The organism is Streptomyces sp. NPDC059785 (genome assembly GCF_042732375.1).
Lineage (GTDB): Bacteria > Actinomycetota > Actinomycetes > Streptomycetales > Streptomycetaceae > Streptomyces.
In genome coordinates this window covers 1-21,948 of record NZ_JBHWHV010000058.1, presented here as the reverse complement: position 1 = coordinate 21,948, position 21,948 = coordinate 1, and the positions used below count along the sequence as shown (strand labels likewise).

At 72.4% G+C, this 21,948-nt stretch carries 18 protein-coding genes; 2 read left to right on the top strand and 16 right to left on the bottom strand.

The features are described from left to right. Positions 1 to 28 precede the first annotated feature (28 nt). Together ACFV6E_RS33480 and fmt are read right to left on the bottom strand one after the other, a co-directional pair. The gene (locus tag ACFV6E_RS33480; protein ID WP_385466876.1) at positions 29 to 1,504 is read right to left on the bottom strand and encodes an RsmB/NOP family class I SAM-dependent RNA methyltransferase; all 1,476 of its coding nucleotides are present in this window, start codon (positions 1,502 to 1,504) and stop codon (positions 29 to 31) included. Positions 1,505 to 1,989: 485 nt separating this feature from the next. Next, a complete protein-coding gene (fmt, locus tag ACFV6E_RS33475; RefSeq protein ID WP_385177754.1) occupies positions 1,990 to 2,922 on the bottom strand; it encodes a methionyl-tRNA formyltransferase in 933 nt (310 codons plus the stop codon). Between the two features lie 436 nt (positions 2,923 to 3,358). Here fmt and ACFV6E_RS33470 point away from each other — a divergent pair, with 436 nt between their 5' ends. Then, positions 3,359 to 3,943: a hypothetical protein gene (locus tag ACFV6E_RS33470; protein ID WP_385177752.1), complete on the top strand. Its 585-nt coding sequence runs from the start codon at positions 3,359 to 3,361 to the stop codon at positions 3,941 to 3,943. A gap of 211 nt (positions 3,944 to 4,154) precedes the next feature. Here ACFV6E_RS33470 and ACFV6E_RS33465 read toward each other — a convergent pair whose 3' ends face one another. The 14 genes from ACFV6E_RS33465 to pyrR form a co-directional block, all read right to left on the bottom strand. Continuing rightward, complete coding sequence (locus tag ACFV6E_RS33465; protein ID WP_385466873.1) at positions 4,155 to 6,350, bottom strand: primosomal protein N'; 2,196 nt, start codon at positions 6,348 to 6,350, stop codon at positions 4,155 to 4,157. A gap of 143 nt (positions 6,351 to 6,493) precedes the next feature. After that, positions 6,494 to 7,717, bottom strand: a complete 1,224-nt coding sequence (metK, locus tag ACFV6E_RS33460; RefSeq protein ID WP_385174965.1) for a methionine adenosyltransferase — start codon at positions 7,715 to 7,717, stop codon at positions 6,494 to 6,496. A gap of 283 nt (positions 7,718 to 8,000) precedes the next feature. Beyond that, the gene (gene coaBC / locus ACFV6E_RS33455) at positions 8,001 to 9,203 is read right to left on the bottom strand and encodes a bifunctional phosphopantothenoylcysteine decarboxylase/phosphopantothenate--cysteine ligase CoaBC (protein ID WP_385466870.1); all 1,203 of its coding nucleotides are present in this window, start codon (positions 9,201 to 9,203) and stop codon (positions 8,001 to 8,003) included. A gap of 115 nt (positions 9,204 to 9,318) precedes the next feature. Next, on the bottom strand, positions 9,319 to 9,591 hold the full coding sequence (gene rpoZ, locus ACFV6E_RS33450) for a DNA-directed RNA polymerase subunit omega (RefSeq protein WP_003982715.1): 273 nt from the start codon (positions 9,589 to 9,591) through the stop codon (positions 9,319 to 9,321). A gap of 120 nt (positions 9,592 to 9,711) precedes the next feature. Beyond that, positions 9,712 to 10,305, bottom strand: a complete 594-nt coding sequence (gmk, locus tag ACFV6E_RS33445; protein WP_385174958.1) for a guanylate kinase — start codon at positions 10,303 to 10,305, stop codon at positions 9,712 to 9,714. A 38-nt stretch (positions 10,306 to 10,343) separates the two neighbouring features. Beyond that, a complete protein-coding gene (locus tag ACFV6E_RS33440) occupies positions 10,344 to 10,667 on the bottom strand; it encodes an integration host factor (protein ID WP_010988268.1) in 324 nt (107 codons plus the stop codon). A gap of 288 nt (positions 10,668 to 10,955) precedes the next feature. Then, positions 10,956 to 11,822 (bottom strand): orotidine-5'-phosphate decarboxylase, encoded by an 867-nt coding sequence (gene pyrF, locus ACFV6E_RS33435; RefSeq protein WP_385466867.1) that lies wholly within the window; start codon positions 11,820 to 11,822, stop codon positions 10,956 to 10,958. Continuing rightward, positions 11,819 to 12,925, bottom strand: coding sequence for a quinone-dependent dihydroorotate dehydrogenase (locus tag ACFV6E_RS33430; protein WP_385174952.1), 1,107 nt, complete (start codon positions 12,923 to 12,925; stop codon positions 11,819 to 11,821). Before ACFV6E_RS33430 ends, pyrF begins: the two co-directional genes overlap by 4 nt. A 107-nt stretch (positions 12,926 to 13,032) precedes the next feature. Continuing rightward, entirely contained in the window at positions 13,033 to 16,341 is a 3,309-nt protein-coding gene (gene carB / locus ACFV6E_RS33425; protein WP_385466864.1) for a carbamoyl-phosphate synthase large subunit, read from the bottom strand. Continuing rightward, positions 16,334 to 17,506 (bottom strand): glutamine-hydrolyzing carbamoyl-phosphate synthase small subunit, encoded by a 1,173-nt coding sequence (gene carA, locus ACFV6E_RS33420; protein WP_385174946.1) that lies wholly within the window; start codon positions 17,504 to 17,506, stop codon positions 16,334 to 16,336. Before carA ends, carB begins: the two co-directional genes overlap by 8 nt. Further along, positions 17,503 to 18,159, bottom strand: a complete 657-nt coding sequence (locus ACFV6E_RS33415; protein ID WP_385466861.1) for a hypothetical protein — start codon at positions 18,157 to 18,159, stop codon at positions 17,503 to 17,505. The genes carA and ACFV6E_RS33415 overlap by 4 nt, the downstream gene beginning before the upstream one ends. After that, positions 18,156 to 19,442, bottom strand: coding sequence for a dihydroorotase (locus ACFV6E_RS33410; RefSeq protein ID WP_385466859.1), 1,287 nt, complete (start codon positions 19,440 to 19,442; stop codon positions 18,156 to 18,158). The genes ACFV6E_RS33415 and ACFV6E_RS33410 overlap by 4 nt, the downstream gene beginning before the upstream one ends. Positions 19,443 to 19,447: 5 nt before the next feature. Then, the gene (locus tag ACFV6E_RS33405; RefSeq protein WP_385466856.1) at positions 19,448 to 20,473 is read right to left on the bottom strand and encodes an aspartate carbamoyltransferase catalytic subunit; all 1,026 of its coding nucleotides are present in this window, start codon (positions 20,471 to 20,473) and stop codon (positions 19,448 to 19,450) included. A 104-nt stretch (positions 20,474 to 20,577) separates the two neighbouring features. Further along, positions 20,578 to 21,156 carry a bifunctional pyr operon transcriptional regulator/uracil phosphoribosyltransferase PyrR gene (pyrR, locus tag ACFV6E_RS33400; protein WP_385174934.1) on the bottom strand — a complete coding sequence of 193 codons (579 nt, stop codon included), beginning with the start codon at positions 21,154 to 21,156 and terminating at the stop codon, positions 20,578 to 20,580. Between the two features lie 245 nt (positions 21,157 to 21,401). On the opposite strand from pyrR, the gene bldD reads away from it, so the two are divergent. Beyond that, positions 21,402 to 21,902 carry a transcriptional regulator BldD gene (bldD, locus tag ACFV6E_RS33395; RefSeq protein ID WP_067366005.1) on the top strand — a complete coding sequence of 167 codons (501 nt, stop codon included), beginning with the start codon at positions 21,402 to 21,404 and terminating at the stop codon, positions 21,900 to 21,902. The last annotated feature ends 46 nt before the right edge of the window (positions 21,903 to 21,948 follow it).

Below are 21,948 nucleotides of genomic sequence, written 5' to 3'. Positions count from 1 at the left end.
AGCGCCCGTCCTCACGCCGCCGGGGGTGTCACGCCGTCCGGCGGATCAAGGCCAGATACATCGCGTCCGTGCCGTGCAGGTGCGGCCACAGCTGGATGTCGGGGCCGTCACCCAGGGCCGGTACGCCCGGGAGCAGCGGGCGGGCGTCGATCAGCTCGGCGGCCCCGCCGTCCCGGCCGTCGGCGCCCTGTTTGCCGGCGTACTGCTTGTCGGCGTACTGCTTGAGCACGTCGTCGACGACCGCGCGGGTCTCGGCGAGGTGCGGCGAGCAGGTCGCGTAGCCGACGACGCCGCCGACCCGCACCGACTCCAGCGCCGTACGCAGCAGAGCGCGCTGGAGCGGCGCGAAGCCCTCCAGGTCCTCGGGGCGGCGCCGCCAGCGGGCCTCGGGGCGGCGGCGCAGGGCGCCGAGTCCCGTACAGGGCACGTCCATGAGCACCCGGTCGAAGCTGCCTGGCCGCCACGGCGGGCGGGTGCCGTCGGCGGCGATCACCTGGTACGGGCCCGGGTTGCCGGCCAGCGCCTTGGCGACGAGACCGGCCCGGTGCGGCTGCTTCTCCGAGGCGAGCAGTACGGCACCGCGCCCGGCGGCGAGCCCGGCCAGCATGGCCGCCTTGCCGCCCGGTCCCGCGCAGCCGTCCAGCCAGGCCCGGTCGGGGCCCTCGACGGGCGCGTTCGCCAGCGCGAGCGCCACCAGCTGGCTGCCCTCGTCCTGGACGCCCGCGCGGCCCTCCCGCACGGCCTCGATGGCGCCCGGCTCGCCGCCCTCGGTCAGCCGCACGGCGTACGGCGACCAGCGGCCCGGCAGCGCGGCGTCCTCGCCGAGCGCGTCGAGGAGTTCCTCCGCGTCGCCGCGTCCCGGCCGGGCGACGAGCGTCACCTCGGGCCGCTCGTTGTCCGCCTCCAGCAGGTCCTCGATGCCCGCGCGCCCGCCGCCCAGCGAGTCCCACAGCGCGGAGACGACCCAGCGCGGGTGCGAGTGCACGACCGCGAGATGGTCCTCCGGGTCCTCGTCGTACGGCGGCGCCACCCGCTCCAGCCAGCCGTCGAGGTCGTCCTGCGCGACCTTGCGCAGCACGGCGTTGACGAACTTGGCCCGGCCGTCGCCGAGCACCACCCGGGCCAGCTCGACCGAGGCCGAGACGGCGGCGTGCGTCGGGATCCGGGTACCGAGGAGCTGGTGCGCGCCGAGGCTCAGCACGTCGAGGACGGGCGGGTCGACCTCGCGCAGCGGCCGGTCCACACAGGCCGCGATGACGGCGTCGTACGTGCCCTGCCTGCGCAGCGTCCCGTACACCAGCTCGGTCGCCAGCGCCGCGTCCCGGCCGTCGAAGTCGCCCTTCTCGCGCGCCTTGCGCAGCAGCGGCGGCAGCACGAGGTTCGCGTACGCGTCCCGCTCGTCGACGGCCCGCAGCGCCTCGAAGGCAAGGATGCGGACGGGGTCCTTCTGGGGACGGCGGTAGGGCTTGCCCGGCCTGCGCGGCCGACGGGACTGCTCACTCACGGGAAAAGGTGCTCCGGATCCGGGAAAAGGTGCGCTTCTCAGCGTACGCCGACGGGGAGGACGGGGTTCCGGGCCGTCCGGTCAGTCTGCGCCCCTTCGGGCACGGCAGTGCCCGAAGGGGCGCGGGGAACTGCGCGGCCGGCCACGACGGCGCCGCGGCCGGCCGGCCGGCGACAGAGCGAACAACGGCGAACCGCAGGAAAGCGCGGGACGCGGCACGCGGCACGCGGCACGCGGCACGCGCCACGCGGCACGCGCCACGCCGGACGCGGCACGCCGGACGCGGCACGCCGGACGCGGCACGCCGGACGCCGGACGCGGCACGCCGGACGCCGGACGCGGCACGCCGGACGCCGGACGCGGCACGCGGGACGCCGGACCCGGGACTCGGGACGCGGGACCCGGGACGCGGGACCCGGCACCCGGGACGCGAGGCCCGGGAAGCGAGGCCTGGCACCCGGCACCCGGGACGCGAGCCGCGTCCGTCAGCCGTCCACCCGCTCCCCGGAGGAAATCCGGACACCCCGCGCCCAGTCCGCCGCCCGCATCGGCTTCTTGCCCTGCGCCTGCACCCACAGCAGCTCGACGGCGTACGAGCCGGTCCCGACGTGCACGCTGTTCTTGCCGACCGCGAGCTCGCCCGGGGCGAGCTCGGTGCGGTCGGGCACCGGCGCCGCCTGGATCAGCTTGAGCCGCTCCCCGCGGAACACCGTCCACGCGCCCGGCGCGGGCGTACAGCCCCGGACGACCCGGTCCACGCGCAGCGCGGGCGCGGCCCAGTCGATCCGGGCGTCCTCGACGGTGATCTTCGGCGCGAGGGTGACGCCCTCGGCGGGCTGCGGCACCGCCTTGACGGTGCCGTCCTCGATCCCGTCCATGGTCGCGGAGAGCAGCCCGGCGCCCGCGAGGGCCAGCCGCGTCAGCAGGTCCCCGCTGGTGTCGGTGGGCCGGATCTCCTCGGTGACGGTGCCGTAGACCGGCCCGGAGTCGAGCCCCTCCTCGATCAGGAAGGTGGACGCGCCGGTGATCTCGTCACCGGCCATGATCGAGTGCTGCACCGGCGCGGCACCGCGCCAGGCGGGCAGCAGCGAGAAGTGCAGATTGACCCAGCCGTGCGCCGGGACGTCGAGGGCGACCCGGGGCAGCAGCGCGCCGTAGGCGACCACGGGGCAGCAGTCCGGCCCGATCTCCCGCAACCGCGCCAGGAACTCCTCGTCGCGCGGCTTCGCGGGCTTGAGCACCTCGATCCCGGCCTCCGCCGCGCGCTCGGCGACGGGGCTCGCGACGAGCCTTCGCCCCCGGCCGGCCGGCGCGTCGGGCCGCGTCACGACGGCGGCGACCTCGTGTCGCCCGGAGGCGAGCAGGGCGTCCAGAGCGGGAACGGCGACCTCGGGGGTGCCGGCGAAGACAAGCTTCATGGGTAGCGGCTGGCCTCTCGGGCGGGAACTCGTCGGAGCCGCACGTTCGCCGCGTGGCGGTGCGCGTGCGGGGCAGCGCACCAGTCTATGAGCCCGGCGGCCCGGCACACGGCCGCGCCCCGTACCGGCCCGTACCCGGCCGCGACCGTGGGCGCCAAGGGCTCGACCGACGCCCAGGGCTCGACCGTCGACACCAAGGGCTCGACCGTCGACCCCAAGGGCTCGAGCATCGGCGCCGAGGGCTCGACCGTCGGGGCCGAGGGGGCTCACCACGGCCTGTTCAGGGGCGTACGTCGAGGTGCGCGCCCCGTGCATATGTCCTTACGCCCCCGCAGCGTGACCACTCTCCGGCACACGCGTTGTCAAGAGAGAGTTGACCAAAACGGGCCGCGAGCGCGGCCCAATCCTTTTCAACGCCGGTTCGAGAGGCTTGTTCATGGCCGACCACGCAACCCACGACGCCCAGGCTCGGGCCAGCCTGCACTTGCTGGTGCGGGACATCGAGCGGGTCCGCCGGCAGGTGGACGCACTGCGCACCCTCACCGCCCAACTGGGCAACGTCTACCGCCCCCGCCGCTCCGGCCCCGCTACGGGCTTCGTCGTCTACGGACGCGCCCCCGCCCCGACCGTCCGCCTCGCGCAGGAGCTGCGAGACAGCGTCGAGACCCTGGTCACGGCCGCCGTCGACTTCGACCGGTCCCTGGGTTTCTCGTGGGACGCGGTGGGCTCCGCGCTCGGGGTCACCAAACAGGCGGTGCACCGCCGGTACGGTGCCCGGCGCGCCGCCGCCCAGGCAGCCGCGGACGCGGAGCGGGCGACAGAGGCCGCGAGCACCCGCACGGTCTCCGTGAACACCGCCTCCGTGAACACCACGCTGCCCAGCGTCCCGACGGTCCCCGCGGCCCGTTCCATGCCGACCCAGCCGACCGCGGGCAGCCCCGTCCTGCGCGACGCCGCGGGCAGCCCCGTCCTGCGCGACGAGGCCAGGCCGACGACCTTTCCGAGTCCACGCAACGGCTGACCCGCCCGCACCGCGTCTGCCTCCCGGCCCCCCGGCCGGGAGGCAGACCCATGTCCGGCACCCGCCGCCGGACCGCCGCCTTCCTCCGGACCGCCGCCTTCCTCCGGACCGTCGGCCCCTCGGCCCGCCGGCCCGGCACCCCCGTCAGCCGCCCCTGAGTCACACGCCCCCACCGGGACCTCACCCCGTCACCCCGTATCCGGCGGGAACCTCACCCGATGTCCAGCGGATCGATCCGAATCCGCACCGCCTGCCCGCCACCACCCCGCGCCGCTCTGCCGCTGCCGCCCCGCGGCGCCTGGCTCCCGCCCCGCGCCATCCGGGCCGCCTGCGCCTTCTTCAGGGCGGTGGCCAGCGCGGCGCCGCTGCCCGGAGGCACCCGGACGAGGGCCCGCTCCCACTGCTCGCCGGGCGGCGGCCCGCCCACCCGCCGGGGCCGCCCCGGCTCCGTGACCGGCACCGGTACGGGTCCCAGCACCTCGGCGTCGGGCGGAAGTTCGGCCTGGGCGAGGAAATCCGCGAGGCCCTCGGGAGGTCCGGACACGGCGGCCATCCGGGACACCGGGGGAAAGCCCAGCTCGGCACGGTCGGCGAGCTCGCGCACGGCGTGTCCGACGGGGTCCCAGCGGACGAGCGCCTGGACGGGCCGCAGCGTCGGTTCCGCGACGACCACTACCGTGCCGCCGGCGCTCTGGGAGCGGACGAGCGCGGCCGCGTCCAGCCAGTGCCGCAGCGCGTCCTCGCCGGCCCGCAGGTCGGGGCGGCCGAGCATGGCCCAGCCGTCGAGCAGCAGGGCGGCCGCGTAACCGCCCTCCGCGACGGGCTCGGCGCCCGGCGTGCTCACGACGAGCGCGGGCTCCCCCGACACCGTGTCGAGCACCTGCTCGCGCCCCGACGTGCGCACCGGCACGGACGGGAACGCCCGTCCCAGCTCCTCGGCGGTCCGCCGGGCCCCCACGACCTGGGCCCGCAGCCGGAACGCCCCGCACTCCGGGCAGTGCCAGTCGTGCTCGTCCCGTCCGCACCAGCCGCACCGCAGCGCGCCGGCGTCCTGTGCCTGGAGCGGCCCGGCGCAGTGGCGGCAGCGCGCGGGCGCCCGGCACTGGGCGCAGGCCATCCGCGGCACGTAACCCCGGCGGGGCACCTGGACCAGGACGGGGCCGCGCCGCAGTCCCTCCCTGGCGATCTGCCAGGCGAGGGTGGGCAGCCGCGCGGCGCGGGCGGCCTCGTCGCGGGCGAGGTCGCCGTCGCCGACGGTCCGTACGAGCGGCGCGGCCGCGCGGACCTGGTCCCGGTCGGCGGCCAGCGGCAGCGCCCAGCCGGTCTCGACGAGCTGCGCGGCCTCCACGGTGCAGCCCCAACTGCCCAGCAGGAAGGCACACTTGTCGCGGGCGGCGCGCAGCTCGAGCACTTCGCGGACGTGCGGGAAGGGGGCGTTGTCGTCGCTGTGGGCGGAGTCGCCGTCGTCCCAGACGACCACGAGCCCGAGGTCGCGTACGGGGGCGAACATGGCGGCGCGGGTGCCCACCACGGCCCGGACCGATCCCCGGTGGACGGCGAGCCATTCCCGGTAGCGCCGCTCCTGTCCGGCATCGGCGGTGAGCACGGCGTGCAGGCCCTCTCCCAGCAGGGCCCTGAGCGCGGCGTCGACGCGCGCCACGGGCCGCCCGGCAGGTACGACGACCAGGGCGCCGCGTCCGGAGGCGAGAGTGGCGGCCACGGCCCGGGCGATCTCGTCGGCCCACTGCGGCCCCGGCAGCGCGGTCCACACGGCACGCGGGGCTCCGCCCGAGGCCAGGGCGCCGATGAACTCCGCACCCCGTCCGTACCGCTGCCAACTGCCCGGGTCCGGTGCCGGGGGCCGCGGGGGCGGCTCGGCCGTCGCGGCCGCCTCGGCACGGGCGTGCCGGGGCGGCACCGCCAGTTGCAGCACGTCCGCGAGGCTTCCCGCGTAGCGGTCGGCGACGGCGCGGGCGAGGCCCAGCAGCTCGGGCCCGAGCACCGGTTCGGGCGAGACGACCTGGGCGAGCGCGGCCAGCGGCCCCGAGTAGTCCGACTCGGCGACCCGCTCCACGACGAACCCGTCGATCAGGCCGCCGCCCTCGCGCCGCCCGTCCCGCACGGTGCGCCCGCCGGCCCCGAACCGCACCCGCACCCGCACCCCGGGCTGCGCCGCCTCGTCCAGCTCCTCGGGCACGGCGTAGTCGAAGTACCGGTCGAGGTGCAGCACACCCTTGTCGACCACCACGCGCGCCACGGGCAGCTCCTTGGCGAGCGCGGCCCCCCGCCACGTCCGCGGCTTCGCCTTCGGCACCTTGGCCCGCCGAACCGCCTCCCGAACCAGCGCAAGCTGCTCCGGCGGCGCCCCACCGCCCCCCGCCCCCTCCGGCCTGTCCTCGCTGCTCACGCTTGCATTCTCCCAGACGGCACTGACAGGAGACCGGGGCCGGGATCCGTCCGGCTGCCGCCCGCGAGCGGCCGGACGGATCCCGGCACGGCGAAGGCCCGGCGCTCCCGAAGGAGCACCGGGCCCAGCGACCGAACGGAACCTTAAAGCCCCACAGCCCCCCGAAGCGCCTCCACCCGGTCCGTGCGCTCCCACGTGAAGTCGGGGAGTTCGCGGCCGAAGTGGCCGTACGCCGCGGTCTGGGCGTAGATCGGTCGGAGGAGGTCGAGGTCGCGGATGATGGCCGCCGGGCGGAGGTCGAAGACCTCGGTGATGGCGGCCTCGATCTTCTCGGCGTCGACCTTGGCGGTGCCGAAGGTCTCGACGAACAGGCCGACCGGCTCGGCCTTGCCGATGGCGTACGCGACCTGGACCTCGCAGCGGGAGGCGAGGCCCGCGGCGACGACGTTCTTGGCGACCCAGCGCATCGCGTAGGCGGCGGAGCGGTCGACCTTGGAGGGGTCCTTGCCGGAGAAGGCGCCGCCGCCGTGGCGGGCCATGCCGCCGTACGTGTCGATGATGATCTTGCGGCCGGTGAGGCCCGCGTCGCCCATCGGGCCGCCGATCTCGAACCGGCCCGTGGGGTTGACCAGCAGCCGGTAGCCGTCGGTGTCGAGCTTGATGCCGTCGTCCAGCAGGGCCTTCAGCTCCGGCTCCACGACGAACTCGCGGATGTCGGGGGCGAGCAGCGAGTCCAGGTCGATGTCGGACGCGTGCTGCGAGGAGACCACGACCGTGTCCAGACGGACCGCCTTGTCACCGTCGTACTCGATGGTGACCTGGGTCTTGCCGTCGGGACGCAGGTAGGGGATCGTCCCGTTCTTGCGCACCTCGGACAGGCGCCGCGAGAGGCGGTGCGCCAGGTGGATGGGCAGCGGCATCAGGTTCGGCGTCTCGTCGGTCGCGTACCCGAACATCAGGCCCTGGTCGCCCGCGCCCTGCCGGTCCAGCTCGTCGCCTTCTCCACCTGCGGCGGCACCCTCGACCCGGCTCTCGTACGCCGTGTCGACGCCCTGCGCGATGTCCGGGGACTGCGAGCCGATGGACACCGAGACGCCGCAGGAGGCGCCGTCGAAGCCCTTCTTGGAGGAGTCGTAACCGATCTCGAGGATCTTCTCGCGCACGAGCTGCGCGATCGGCGCGTAGGCCTTGGTCGTGACCTCGCCGGCCACGTGCACCAGGCCGGTCGTGATCAGCGTCTCCACGGCGACCCGGGACGTCGGGTCCTCGCGCAGGAGCGCATCGAGAATGGTGTCGCTGATCTGGTCAGCGATCTTGTCGGGATGACCCTCGGTCACGGACTCCGAGGTGAACAGGCGACGGGACACAACGCTCCCTGTGGTTGCAGCGGCTGCTGGCTGATCATTGGCGGACGGGACGGGGGCTGCGCCCGGCGTCGTCCGAGAACAGTTTATCGGTCGCACTCGGCCACCGGTCATCCTGTCTCGCGCCTCGGATCCGCTGTGACCTGCGGCACGGGCATTCTGCACGGTCCTTATCCCTCTCCGCCAGGGTCGCCACGCCCGAAATCACGGGGCTTCCCGAGGCCGCCGCACGGGCTCCGGAGGGCCGACGCACGGGGTCCGCGAGGTCACTGCGGCGCAGGAGGAGTCAGGTCAGCCTGGCCGCGACCAGGTCCCATACGGTGTCGGCCAGCGCTTCCTTCGGCCCGTACGGCACGGGCGTCTCGCTGCCGTCGGCGCCGAGCACCACGGCCTCGTTCTCCTCGGCGCCGAAGGTCCTCGCCTCCCCGACCTCGTTCACCACGAGCAGGTCACAGCCCTTGCGCTCCAGCTTCGTACGGCCGTTGGCCAGTACGTCGTCGGTCTCGGCGGCGAAGCCGACGACCACCTGGCCCGGGCGGGCCCGCTCGGCCGAGATCCCGGCGAGGATGTCCGGATTACGGACCAGAACGACCGGTTCCGGGTCCTGGCCGTCCTTCTTCTTGATCTTTCCGGCGGCGTACTCCGCCGGACGGAAGTCGGCCACGGCGGCCGCCATCACCACGGCGTCGGCGTCCGCGGCGGCCTTCAGCACGGCGTCGCGCAACTGCACCGCGGTCCCCACCCGCACCACGTCCACGCCCGCCGGGTCGGGCAGCGAGGTGTTCGCGGCGAGCAGCGTGACCCGGGCCCCGCGCGCCGCGGCCGTACGGGCCAGGGCGTAGCCCTGCTTGCCGGAGGAGCGGTTGCCGAGGAAGCGCACCGGGTCGAGCGGTTCGCGGGTGCCGCCCGCGCTGACCACGACGTGCCGGCCCGCGAGGTCCGGCTCGGTCACGCCGCGGGCGAGCACCCGGCGGCAGACCTCGAAGATCTCCCCGGGGTCGGGCAGCCGGCCCTTGCCGGTGTCGACGCCGGTCAGCCGGCCGACCGCGGGCTCGATCACGACGGCGCCGCGGCGGCGCAGCGTGGCGACGTTCTCCTGGGTGGCCGGGTGCTCCCACATCTCGGTGTGCATGGCGGGGGCGAAGACGACCGGGCAGCGCGCGGTGAGCAGGGTGTTCGTCAGGAGGTCGTCGGCCAGGCCGTGGGCCGCCTTCGCGAGCGTGTCGGCCGTGGCGGGGGCCACCACCACCAGGTCCGCGTGCTGCCCGATGCGCACGTGCGGGACCTCGTGGACGTCGGACCAGACCTCGGTGGAGACGGGGTGCCCGGAGAGCGCGGACCAGGTGGCGGCGCCGACGAAGTGCAGCGCGGACGCGGTCGGCACCACCCGTACGTCGTGGCCGGACTCCGTCAGCCTGCGCAGCAGCTCACAGGCCTTGTACGCGGCGATGCCGCCGCTGACCCCCAGCACGACCCTCGGCTTGTCCACCGGATCTCCCCGCTCGAACCTGTTCGGTGACTACGACGACTACGACGACTACGGCTCCATGACACACCACGGGCCCGGCAGCCGCGCTGCCGGGCCCGAAGTGAACAACGAACGATTACTGCGCCGGGCCCTCGACGGCCTCGGACGTCAGCAGGCCCGCGTTGATCTCGCGCAGCGCGATCGACAGCGGCTTCTCGTGCACGTGGGTGTCGACGAGCGGACCGACGTACTCGAGGAGGCCCTCGCCGAGCTGCGAGTAGTACGCGTTGATCTGACGGGCGCGCTTGGCCGCGTAGATCACCAGGCTGTACTTCGAGTCGGTGGCCTCGAGGAGCTCGTCGATCGGAGGGTTGATGATGCCCTCGGGCGCGGTGATGGAAGAGGACACGCTCTGCCTTCCGATGGATGAATGTATCTATGTCTTCAGTGCGGATCGTGCGACTCATTCACGACTCGTCCCGCGCCCCATGCGGGTCACGCGGACGAATCCCAGTTGAATCAGCGCAGATCACACAACCTTCATCAAGGCTAGCAGCTCGCTCGCCACGTCCTCGACGGAGGTGTTGACCAGGGTGGTGTCGAACTCGGCCTCGGCGGCGAGCTCGACCTTGGCCGCTTCGAGGCGCCGTTCGATGACCTCGGGCGGCTCGGTGCCGCGTCCGGTGAGCCTGCGTACCAGCTCCTCCCAGGAGGGCGGGGCCAGGAACACCAGCTGGGCTTCCCGCATGGACTCGCGGACCTGACGGGCGCCCTGGAGGTCGATCTCGAGCAGGACGGGCTCGCCGGATTCCAGCTTCTCCATGACGGCGTCGCGCGGCGTGCCGTAGCGGTTGCCGGCGAATTCGGCCCACTCCAGCAGTTCACCGTTGGCGATCAGTTTGTCCATCTCGTCGTCGGAGACGAAGAAGTAGTGGACACCGTGCTTCTCCCCGGGGCGCGGCTTGCGGGTCGTCGCCGACACCGAGAGCCAGACATCGGGGTGTTCCTTGCGCATATGAGCGACGACCGTGCTCTTGCCGACCCCCGAGGGGCCGGAGAGCACGGTCAGCCGCGAACGTACGTCCGGGGGTACGGGGGTCGCCCCCCGGGGTGCTACAGCCATGCAGCGATTATCCAGGTTCTCGGGGGTGCCCGAGAACGTCAGCCGGCGGTGCTGCCGAACTCGCGCTCCAGGGAGGCGATCTGGTTGGAACCGAGACCCCTCACCCGGCGGCTCTCGGAGATGCCGAGTCGCTCCATGATCTGCTTGGCGCGGACCTTGCCCACGCCCGGCAGGGACTCGAGGAGAGCGGAGACCTTCATCTTGCCGATGACGTCGTTCTCCTGGCCCTGCTTGATGACCTCGTGCAGGGAGGCGCCGGAGTGCTTGAGTCGATTCTTGACCTCGGCCCGCTCCCGGCGAGCCGCGGCGGCCTTTTCGAGCGCGGCTGCGCGCTGTTCAGGGGTAAGGGGCGGAAGAGCCACGCCTACGTCACCTCGGATGTCGAACTGTCGGATACGGACCGGTGAGGAACCTAGTCGCCCCACACCTGGGGGGCCACGAGCAACACGCTCGCCCGTTGTCCCCCACTGCCTCAAGAGCGCGGGAGGGGCCCCCACTCGTCGGAGACTAGCGGGCAAGTCCGCCAGAGTCAGCGAGAACAGCGGAAAAGTCCTGGTCAGCCTCCGTCGAGCCCGGCATTTGGGACATTAAACCCCGGATTTGAGGAAGTATTCAGACGGAACCTGTCCGAGAGACCCTCCCTCGAACACTCACGCGACCGCCACGGCGGCCCGGATCTCCTCCGCGAAGCGGTCGGCGGACGCCCGCAGCGCGGTCGTGTCGGGCCCGTGCCGCAGCACCCCGCGGCTGACGTTGGGCACGACCTGGCGCACCGCCGCGCCGAAAACGCCCCGGAGACCGGCGGGAGTCGCTCCCTGAGCACCGATCCCGGGCGCCAGGAGCGGCCCGTTGATCTCCAGGTCGTACGCCGAGAGATCGCCGAGTGTCGCACCGACGACGGCGCCGAAGGACCCCAGGGGCGTCTCCCGGCCGTTCTCGGCGGCGAGGTGCGCGAGGACGGTCGAGGCGACGTCCTGGCCGTCCCCGCGGACCGCGTGCTGCACCTCGCCGCCCTCCGGGTTGGAGGTGAGCGCGAGCACGAACAGGCCCGTGCCGCTCTCCCGGGCCAGATCCACCGCGGGCCTCAGCGAGCCGTAGCCGAGGTACGGCGACACGGTCAGCGCGTCGGAGAAGAGCGGGGAACCGGGGCGCAGGAAGGTCTCCGCGTACGCGGCCATGGTCGAGCCGATGTCGCCGCGCTTGGCGTCCATGACGACCAGGGCGCCCGCCTCGCGCGCCTCCTGGACCGACTTCTCCAGGACGGCGATGCCGCGCGAGCCGAAGCGCTCGAAGAACGCGCTCTGCGGCTTCAGGACGGCGACCCGGCCGGCCAGCGCCTCGACGACCGTGCGGCTGAACCGCTCCAGACCGGCGACGTCGTCGTTCAGGCCCCAGTCGGTGAGCAGCGAGGCGTGCGGGTCGATGCCGACGCACAGCGGGCCCCGGTCGTCCATGGCACGGCGCAGCCGCGCGCCGAACGGCTCCGGTGCGTCCGGGGTCTCCGGGGAGTCGGTCATGCGGCGTTCCTCACATCGGCGCCGACCGCGTCGGCGAGGGTGGCGTACGGGCTCGTGCGCAGCCGTGCGGCGAGTCCCTTGTGGATGGCGCGCCCCCAGAAGGGGCCCTCGTAGATGAAGGCGCTGTAGCCCTGGACCAGGGTGGCGCCGGCCAGGATGCGCTGCCAGGCGTCCTCGGCGTTCTCGATGCCGCCGACGCCCACCAGGGTGATGCGGTCGCCCACGCGCGCGTAGAGGCGGCGCAGCACCTGAAGGGAGCGGGCCTTGAGCGGGGCGCCGGACAGGCCGCCGGTCTCCGCGACCAGGGCCGCGTCGGAGCGCAGGCCGAGGCCTTCGCGCGCGATGGTGGTGTTGGTGGCGATGATGCCGTCCAGGCCGAGTTCCACGGCGAGGTCGGCGACGGCGTCCACGTCCTCGTCGGCGAGGTCGGGCGCGATCTTGACCAGGAGCGGGACGCGGCGGCCCGTGACCGTGCGGTCGGCGGCCTCGCGGACGGCGCTCAGCAGCGGGCGCAGCGCCTCGGTGGCCTGGAGGTTGCGCAGTCCCGGCGTGTTCGGCGAGGAGACGTTGACCACGAGGTAGTCGGCGTGCCGGGCGAGCCGTTCGGCCGACTTCACGTAGTCGCCGGCGGCCTCCTCCTCGGGTACGGCCTTGGTCTTGCCGATGTTGACGCCGACGACCGTGCGGAAGACGGCCTCGCGCCCCGCGAGGCGTTCCGCCACGGCCGCCGAGCCGTCGTTGTTGAAGCCCATGCGGTTGATCAGCGCCCGGTCCTTCAGCAGCCGGAACAGCCGCTTTTTGGGGTTGCCGGGCTGCGGCTCGCCGGTGACCGTGCCGATCTCGACGTGGTCGAAGCCGAGCATCGACATCCCGTCGACCGCGACGGCGTTCTTGTCGAAGCCCGCCGCGAGCCCGAACGGACCGTGCATCCGCAGCCCGAAGGCCTCGGTGCGCAGTTCCTCGAAGCGCGGGGCGAGGGCGGCGGCCAGGAAGGTGCGCAGCACGGGCACGCGGGCGGCGAGCCGGATCCAGCGGAAGGCCAGGTGGTGGGCCTGCTCGGGGTCCATCCGCTTGAAGACGAGGTGGAAGAACAGCTTGTACATGGTCGTGTCGTGTCCTCGAAGCGCCTGACGGCCTCGGGGAAGGTCCCGCGAGGCGGCGGTCTCATGAGGAGGGGGACACCGGATCTCCGGTGTCCCCCTCGGGGCTGCTAGTCGCGGGCCGCTGTGAGCTGCCCGGCGTGTTCCTGGAGCGAGCGCACGCTCACGTCTCCGCGGTTGAGCGCGTCGATGCCCTGGACGGCGGCGGCGAGCGCCTGGACCGTGGTCAGGCACGGCACGGACCGCGCCACGGCCGCCGTACGGATCTCGTAGCCGTCGAGGCGGCCGCCGGTGCCGTACGGGGTGTTGACGATGAGGTCGACCTCGCCGTCGTGGATGAGCTGGACGATCGTCTTCTCGCCGTTCGGGCCCTCGCCCTCGCTCTGCTTGCGCACGACGGTGGCGTTGATGCCGTTGCGCTTGAGGACCTCGGCGGTGCCGGAGGTGGCGAGGAGCTCGAAGCCGTGGCCGACGAGCTCCCGCGCCGGGAAGATCATCGAGCGCTTGTCGCGGTTGGCGACCGAGATGAAGGCGCGGCCCTTGGTGGGCAGCGGCCCGTAGGCGCCCGCCTGGGACTTGGCGTAGGCGGTGCCGAAGACGGCGTCGATGCCCATGACCTCGCCGGTGGAGCGCATCTCCGGGCCGAGCACCGTGTCGACGCCCCGGCCGTGCACGTCGCGGAAGCGCGACCACGGCATGACGGCCTCCTTGACGGAGATCGGCGCGTCGAGCGGCAGGGTGCCGCCGTCGCCGTTCGCCGGGAGCAGGCCCTCCGCCCGCAGCTCGGCGACGGTCGCGCCGAGCGAGATCCGCGCGGCGGCCTTGGCCAGCGGCACCGCGGTCGCCTTCGAGGTGAAGGGGACGGTGCGGGACGCGCGCGGGTTGGCCTCCAGGACGTAGAGGATGTCGCCGGCCATCGCGAACTGGATGTTGATCAGGCCGCGGACGCCGACGCCCTTGGCGATCGCCTCCGTCGAGGAGCGCAGCCGCTTGATGTCGAACCCGCCGAGGGTGATCGGCGGCAGGGCGCACGCCGAGTCGCCGGAATGGATGCCGGCCTCCTCGATGTGCTCCATGACGCCGCCGAGGTACAGCTCCTCGCCGTCGTACAGCGCGTCGACGTCGATCTCGATGGCGTCGTCGAGGAAGCGGTCCACGAGCACCGGCCGGGAGGGGCTGATCTCGGTGGACTCGGCGATGTACGACTCCAGGCGGGTCTCGTCGTAGACGATCTCCATGCCGCGGCCGCCGAGGACGTACGACGGGCGGACCAGGACCGGGTAGCCGATCTCGTCGGCGATGGCCTTGGCGCCGGCGAAGGTGGTGGCGGTGCCGTGCTTCGGGGCCGGGAGACCGGCCTCGGCGAGGACCTGCCCGAAGGCGCCGCGGTCCTCGGCCGCGTGGATGGCCTCGGGCGGCGTGCCGACGACCGGGACGCCGTTGTCCTTGAGCGCCTGCGACAGGCCCAGCGGGGTCTGGCCGCCGAGCTGGACGACGACGCCCGCGACCGGCCCGGCCAGCGTCTCCGCGTGGACGATCTCCAGCACGTCCTCCAGCGTCAGCGGCTCGAAGTACAGCCGGTCGGAGGTGTCGTAGTCGGTGGAGACGGTCTCGGGGTTGCAGTTGACCATCACGGTCTCGTAGCCCGCGTTGCTCAGTGCGAAGGAGGCGTGGACGCAGGAGTAGTCGAACTCGATGCCCTGGCCGATGCGGTTGGGGCCGGAGCCCAGGATGATGACGGCCGGCTTCTCGCGGGGCGCGACTTCCGTCTCCTCGTCGTAGGAGGAGTAGAAGTACGGCGTCCTGGCCGCGAACTCGGCGGCGCAGGTGTCGACCGTCTTGTAGACCGGGCGGACGCCGAGCGCGTGCCGGACCTCGCGGACGACGTCCTCGCGCAGGCCCCGGATCTCGGCGATCTGGACGTCGGAGAAGCCGTGCCGCTTGGCGTCGGCCAGCAGCTCGGGGCCGAGCTTGTCGGCCGCCGCCAGCTCGTCGGCGATCTCCTTGATCAGGAAGAGCTGGTCGACGAACCACGGGTCGATCTTTGTCGCGTCGAAGACCTCCTCGGGCGTGGCGCCCGCGCGGATCGCCTGCATGACGGCGTTGATCCGGCCGTCGGTCGGGCGGACGGCCTCGCGCAGCAGCTCGGCCTTGTCGCCGGGCTCGCCCACGAAGGTGAACTGGCTGCCCTTCTTCTCCAGCGAGCGCAGCGCCTTCTGGAGCGCCTCGGTGAAGTTCCGGCCGATCGCCATGGCCTCGCCCACCGACTTCATGGTGGTGGTGAGGGTGGAGTCGGCGGACGGGAACTTCTCGAAGGCGAAGCGCGGGGCCTTGACCACCACGTAGTCGAGGGTCGGCTCGAAGGACGCCGGGGTCTGCTCGGTGATGTCGTTCGGGATCTCGTCGAGCGTGTAGCCGACGGCCAGCTTCGCGGCGATCTTGGCGATCGGGAAGCCGGTCGCCTTGGAGGCGAGCGCCGAGGACCGCGAGACGCGCGGGTTCATCTCGATGACGATGACCCGGCCGTCCTCGGGGTCCACCGCGAACTGGATGTTGCAGCCGCCGGTGTCGACGCCGACCTCGCGGATGATCGCGATGCCGACGTCGCGCAGTACCTGGTACTCGCGGTCGGTCAGCGTCATCGCCGGGGCGACGGTGATCGAGTCGCCGGTGTGCACGCCCATCGGGTCGAAGTTCTCGATGGAGCAGACGACCACGACGTTGTCGTTCTTGTCGCGCATCAGCTCCAGCTCGTACTCCTTCCAACCGAGGATGGACTCCTCCAGGAGCACCTCGGTGGTCGGGGAGAGCGTGAGGCCCTGGCCCGCGATGCGGCGCAGTTCCTCCTCGTCGTGGGCGAAGCCGGAGCCGGCGCCGCCCATGGTGAAGGAGGGGCGGACGACGACCGGGTAGCCGCCGAGCGTGTCCACGCCCTTCAGCACGTCGTCCATGGAGTGGCAGATCACGGACCGGGCGGACTCGCCGTGGCCGGTCTTCTTGCGGACCTCCTCCACGACATCCTTGAAGAGGTCGCGGTCCTCGCCCTTGTTGATGGCCTCGACGTTGGCGCCGATCAGTTCGACGCCGTACTTGTCGAGGGTGCCCGCGCCGTGCAGCGAGATCGCGGTGTTCAGGGCCGTCTGGCCGCCCAGGGTGGGCAGCAGCGCGTCCGGGCGCTCCTTGGCGATGATCTTCTCGACGAACTCGGGGGTGATCGGCTCGACGTAGGTGGCGTCGGCGATCTCCGGGTCGGTCATGATCGTCGCCGGGTTGGAGTTGACCAGGATGACGCGCAGGCCCTCGGCCTTGAGCACGCGGCACGCCTGGGTGCCCGAGTAGTCGAACTCCGCGGCCTGGCCGATGACGATCGGGCCGGAGCCGATGACCAGGACGGACTGGATATCGGTGCGCTTAGGCACGCTGGCCCTCCATCAGGACTGTGTTCATCAAAGACGTGAAGCGGTCGAACAGGTAGGCGGCGTCGTGCGGACCCGCGGCGGCTTCGGGGTGGTACTGGACGCTGAAGGCCGGCCGGTCGAGCAGTTGGAGGCCCTCCACCACGTTGTCGTTGAGGCAGACGTGGGAGACCTCGGCGCGGCCGTAGGGGGTCTCGGAGACCTGGTCGGTGGGCGCGTCGACGGCGAAGCCGTGGTTGTGCGCGGTGACCTCGACCTTGCCGGTCGTACGGTCCTGCACCGGCTGGTTGATGCCGCGGTGGCCGTACTTCAGCTTGTAGGTGCCGAAGCCGAGCGCGCGGCCGAGGATCTGGTTGCCGAAGCAGATGCCGAACAGCGGGGTCCTGCGCTCCAGGACGGCCCGCATCAGGGCGACCGGGTGTTCGGCCTGCTCCGGGTCGCCGGGGCCGTTGGAGAAGAAGACGCCGTCGGGCCCGGTGGCGTAGATCTCCTCGACGGTCGCGGTGGCGGGCAGTACGTGCACCTCGATGCCGCGCTCGGCCATGCGGTGCGGGGTCATGCCCTTGATGCCGAGGTCTATGGCGGCGACCGTGAAGCGCTTCTCGCCGACGGCCGGGACCACGTACGCCTCGGTCGTGGCCACCTCCTCGTAGAGGCTGGCGCCCTTCATCTCGGGTGCCTGGCGCACCTGGTCGATCATCGCGCCCTCGTCGGGCAGCGCGTTGCCGGAGAAGATGCCGACGCGCATGGCGCCGCGCTCGCGCAGGTGCCGGGTCAGCGCCCGGGTGTCGATGCCGGAGATCCCGACGACGCCCTGCTCGCGCAGCTCGTCGTCCAGGGAACGGCGGGAGCGCCAGTTGGACGGCACGCGCGCGGGGTCGCGTACGACGTAGCCCGCGACCCAGATCTTCTTGGACTCGGGGTCCTCGTCGTTGACGCCCGTGTTGCCCACGTGCGGGGCGGTCATGACGACCACCTGCCGGTGGTACGACGGGTCGGTGAGGGTCTCCTGGTAGCCGGTCATGCCGGTGGAGAACACGGCTTCGCCGAAGGTCTCCCCCACGGCCCCGTAGGCGCGGCCCCGGAAGATCCGGCCGTCCTCCAGGACGAGTACGGCGGGAAGCGCGTCCTTGCGCTGCGAGGAGCTTCCCCTGCTGGAGGTCGTCATCGTGCGCCTTCCGTCTGGTCGATCAGGTCGTTCTTGTTGTCGCTCGGGTTGTTCTTCGCGATCAGGTCGTTCAGGGTGGCGACCCATTCGTTGTGTTCGGCCGCGTGGTCGGAGCGGAAGCCGGAGTCGAGCAGCTTGCCCCCGTGCTCCCAGGTGATCACGAGCAGGCCGCCCTCGGTGAGGACCTTGCCCGCGATGCCCTTGTCGAGCCGGGCCTCGCGCAGCTGCGCGACCGGGACGAAGAAGTCGGCCGCGCCGGGGCGTACGACCTCGAGGCCCGCGTCCGTCAGCGTCAGCTCGGCCCGGCTGCGGGTGCCCAGGCCGCGCGCGACGATGCGGTCGAGCCACTGCCCGGCGGTGGTGGAGCCGTGGTAGCGGCCGGTCAGCTCCAGTCTCGCCGGGCCCGGCCCCTCGGGCATTCCGGGCCGGGACGGCTCGCCGTCTCCGTTGAGGGTGGTGGTGGGAGACGGGAGGGCGGGCAGCTCGGGCAGGTCGCCCTGGAGCGTCGCGCGCCATTTCCAGCCCTCGCGCATCAGCCAGTAGACGAGGGCGACGAACAGGGCGAGCCCGACGAGCCAGCCGATCCGGGCGGCCCAGTCGGTCACTTCCGCCGACTTCTGTTCGGCGGCGAGGTGGATGAGTTGTGATGTCACGCGAGCTTCCCGTCGACGAGCGTGGCCTTGCCCCGCAGCCAGGTGTACGTGACACGGCCCGGCAGCTCACGACCTTCGTACGGAGTGTTGCGGCTGCGCGACGCGAAGCCCGCGGGGTCCACCGCTCCACGGTATGCCGGATCGACCAGCACGAGGTTGGCGGGCTCACCTGCCGAGACGGGCCGGCCGTGGCCGGTGGCGCGGCCGATCCGGGCGGGCGTGAAGGACATCCGGTCCGCCACCCCGGCCCAGTCGAGGAGCCCGGTCTCGACCATCGTCTGCTGGACGACGGACAGCGCCGTCTCCAGGCCGACCATGCCCATGGCGGCGGCGGCCCACTCGCAGTCCTTGTCCTCGTGCGGGTGCGGGGCGTGGTCGGTGGCGACGATGTCGATCGTGCCGTCGGCCAGCGCCTCGCGCAGCGCCATGACGTCGCGCTCGGTGCGCAGCGGCGGGTTCACCTTGTAGACCGGGTTGTAGGTGCGCACCAGCTCGTCGGTGAGGAGCAGGTGGTGCGGGGTGACCTCGGCGGTGACGTCGATGCCGCGGGACTTGGCCCAGCGCACGATCTCCACGGACCCGGCGGTCGACAGGTGGCAGATGTGCACGCGGGAGCCGACGTGCTCGGCGAGCAGCACGTCCCGGGCGATGACCGACTCCTCGGCCACCGCGGGCCAGCCGCCGAGGCCCAGCTCGGCGGAGATGACGCCCTCGTTCATCTGGGCGCCCTCGGTCAGCCGCGGCTCCTGCGCGTGCTGCGCGACGACCCCGCCGAACGCCTTCACGTACTCCAGGGCCCGGCGCATGATCACCGCGTCGTCCACGCACTTGCCGTCGTCCGAGAAAACCGTGACTCCGGCCGCGGACTCGTGCATGGCGCCCAGCTCGGCGAGCTTCTTGCCCTCCAGGCCGACGGTGACGGCGCCGATGGGCTGCACGTCGCAGTAGCCGCTCTCCTGGCCGAGCCGGTAGACCTGCTCGACCACGCCGGCGGTGTCGGCGACGGGGAAGGTGTTGGCCATGGCGAAGACGGCGGTGTACCCGCCGCTCGCGGCGGCACGGGTGCCGGTCAGGACGGTCTCGGAGTCCTCGCGGCCGGGTTCGCGCAGATGGGTGTGCAGATCGACGAGGCCAGGCAGGAGGACCTTGCCCTCGGCCTCGACGACCTCGGCGCCCTCGGCACTCAGCCCGGTACCGATCTGGGCGATCGTGCCGCCCTCGACCAGCACGTCCTGCGCCTCGCCGCCGAGCACCTTCGCACCACGGATCAGAATCTTGCTCATCTTGCTTACTTCTCCTCGGTCGAAGAGGTGTGCGCGGAGCGCTCGTCGGAAGGGTGGTGGTGGGCGACGGGTGGGCGGGTGACGGCGGGCTCGTTGCCGCCCAGCAGCAGGTAGAGGACGGCCATCCGGATCGAGACGCCGTTGGTGACCTGTTCGATCGCGGTGCAGCGCGGGGAGTCGGCGACCTCGGCGGTGATCTCCATACCGCGGACCATCGGCCCCGGGTGCATCACGACGGCGTGCTCCGGCATCTTCGCCATGCGCTCGCCGTTGAGGCCGTAGCGGCGCGAGTACTCGCGCTCGGTCGGGAAGAACGCGGCGTTCATCCGCTCGCGCTGGACGCGCAGCATCATCACGGCGTCCGACTTGGCCAGCGTGCCGTCGAGGTCGTAGGCGACCTCGCAGGGCCAGGACTCGACGCCGACGGGCAGCAGGGTGGGCGGCGCGACGAGGGTGACCTCGGCGCCCAGGGTGTGCAGCAGGTCGACGTTGGAGCGGGCGACCCGGCTGTGCAGGATGTCGCCGACCAGGGTGATCCGCTTGCCGGCCAGGTCCCGGCCGAGGCCCGCGTCCCGCCCGACGAGCCGCCGCCGCACGGTGAAGGCGTCGAGCAGCGCCTGGGTCGGGTGCTGGTGGGTGCCGTCCCCGGCGTTGATCACGGCGGCGTCGATCCACCCGGAGGTGGCGAGCCGGTACGGGGCCCCCGAGGCGCCGTGCCGGATGACGACGGCATCGACGCCCATCGCCTCCAGGGTCTGCGCGGTGTCCTTCAGGGACTCGCCCTTGGAGACGCTGGAGCCCTTGGCGGTGAAGTTGATGACGTCCGCGGACAGGCGCTTCTCGGCCGCCTCGAAGGAGATCCGGGTGCGGGTCGAGTCCTCGAAGAAGAGGTTGACCACGGTACGGCCGCGCAGGGTCGGCAGTTTCTTGATCGGCCGGTCGGCGACCCGGGCCATCTCCTCGGCGGTGTCGAGGATCAGGACGGCGTCGTCGCGGGTGAGGTCGGCGGCCGAGATGAGATGACGCTGCATCTGTCAGGCTCCGTAAGGCAGTTCAGGTCGGGAGATTTCGGGCGCGCGGGCATGCGGAGGCGCACCTGCGGGACGTACGGCAGGGACGTACGCCTTCGGGGTGGCTACTGCTCGCCCGCCGGGGAGGTCCGCTTGGCGCCGAGCAGCACGGTGTCGCGACCGTCCTCCTCGGCGAGCTGGACCTTGACCGTCTCCCGCAGCGACGTGGGGAGGTTCTTGCCGACGTAGTCGGCGCGGATGGGCAGCTCGCGGTGGCCGCGGTCGACGAGGACGGCGAGCTGCACCGCGCGCGGGCGGCCGATGTCGTTCAGCGCGTCGAGCGCCGCCCGGATGGTACGGCCGGAGAAGAGCACGTCGTCGACGAGGACGACCAGACGGCCGTCGATGCCGTCACCGGGGATCTCGGTGCGGGCCAGCGCGCGCGGTGGGTGCATGCGCAGGTCGTCGCGGTACATGGTGATGTCGAGGGAGCCGACGGGAATCGTGCGGCCGGTGATCTCTTCGAGCTTCTCCGCCAGCCGGCGGCCGAGGAAGACGCCTCGGGTGGGGATGCCGAGAAGCACCACGTCATCGGCGCCCTTGGCGCGCTCGACGATCTCGTGGGCGATACGGGTCAGCACCCGCGCGATGTCGGGGCCTTCGAGGACGGGCCTGGCATCGGACTCGTACGCTTGAGTGTCCATACGAAACGGACCTCCTTCTCCGCCTCACGGGACGGATCATTAAAGGACGTCGTAATTGCGCCACCCACGTTATCAGCAAGCCAACACGCCTGATCGCCACCCCTGCACCACCCGTTCGGCGGACCCTGTAAAGGGGCCGGTACGGACCATTCGGCTTGACGGGGAAGAGTAACGCTGCGTAACCTCACAGTGAGTCACCAGCCGCGCGGCGGAGCCGCACGTTGATACAGCGTCCGGGGAGCTATATGTCCAGCGAATACGCCAAACAGCTCGGGGCCAAGCTCCGTGCCATCCGTACCCAGCAGGGCCTTTCCCTCCACGGCGTCGAGGAGAAGTCCCAGGGACGCTGGAAGGCGGTCGTGGTCGGTTCGTACGAGCGCGGCGACCGTGCCGTGACCGTGCAGCGCCTCGCCGAGCTGGCGGATTTCTACGGGGTCCCCGTGCAGGAGCTGCTGCCGGGCACCACGCCGGGCGGGGCCGCCGAGCCGCCGCCGAAGCTGGTCCTCGACCTTGAGCGCCTGGCCCACGTGCCGGCCGAGAAGGCGGGTCCCTTGCAGCGTTACGCGGCGACGATCCAGTCCCAGCGCGGCGACTACAACGGCAAGGTGCTGTCGATCCGCCAGGACGACCTGCGCACACTCGCCGTCATCTACGACCAGTCCCCCTCGGTTTTGACCGAGCAGCTGATCAGCTGGGGCGTCCTGGACGCCGACGCGCGTCGCGCGGTCTCGCACGACGAGGGCTGAGCCCCACCAGTACTCAGCAGAAACGTGCCGCCGGGGTGGCCGGAAC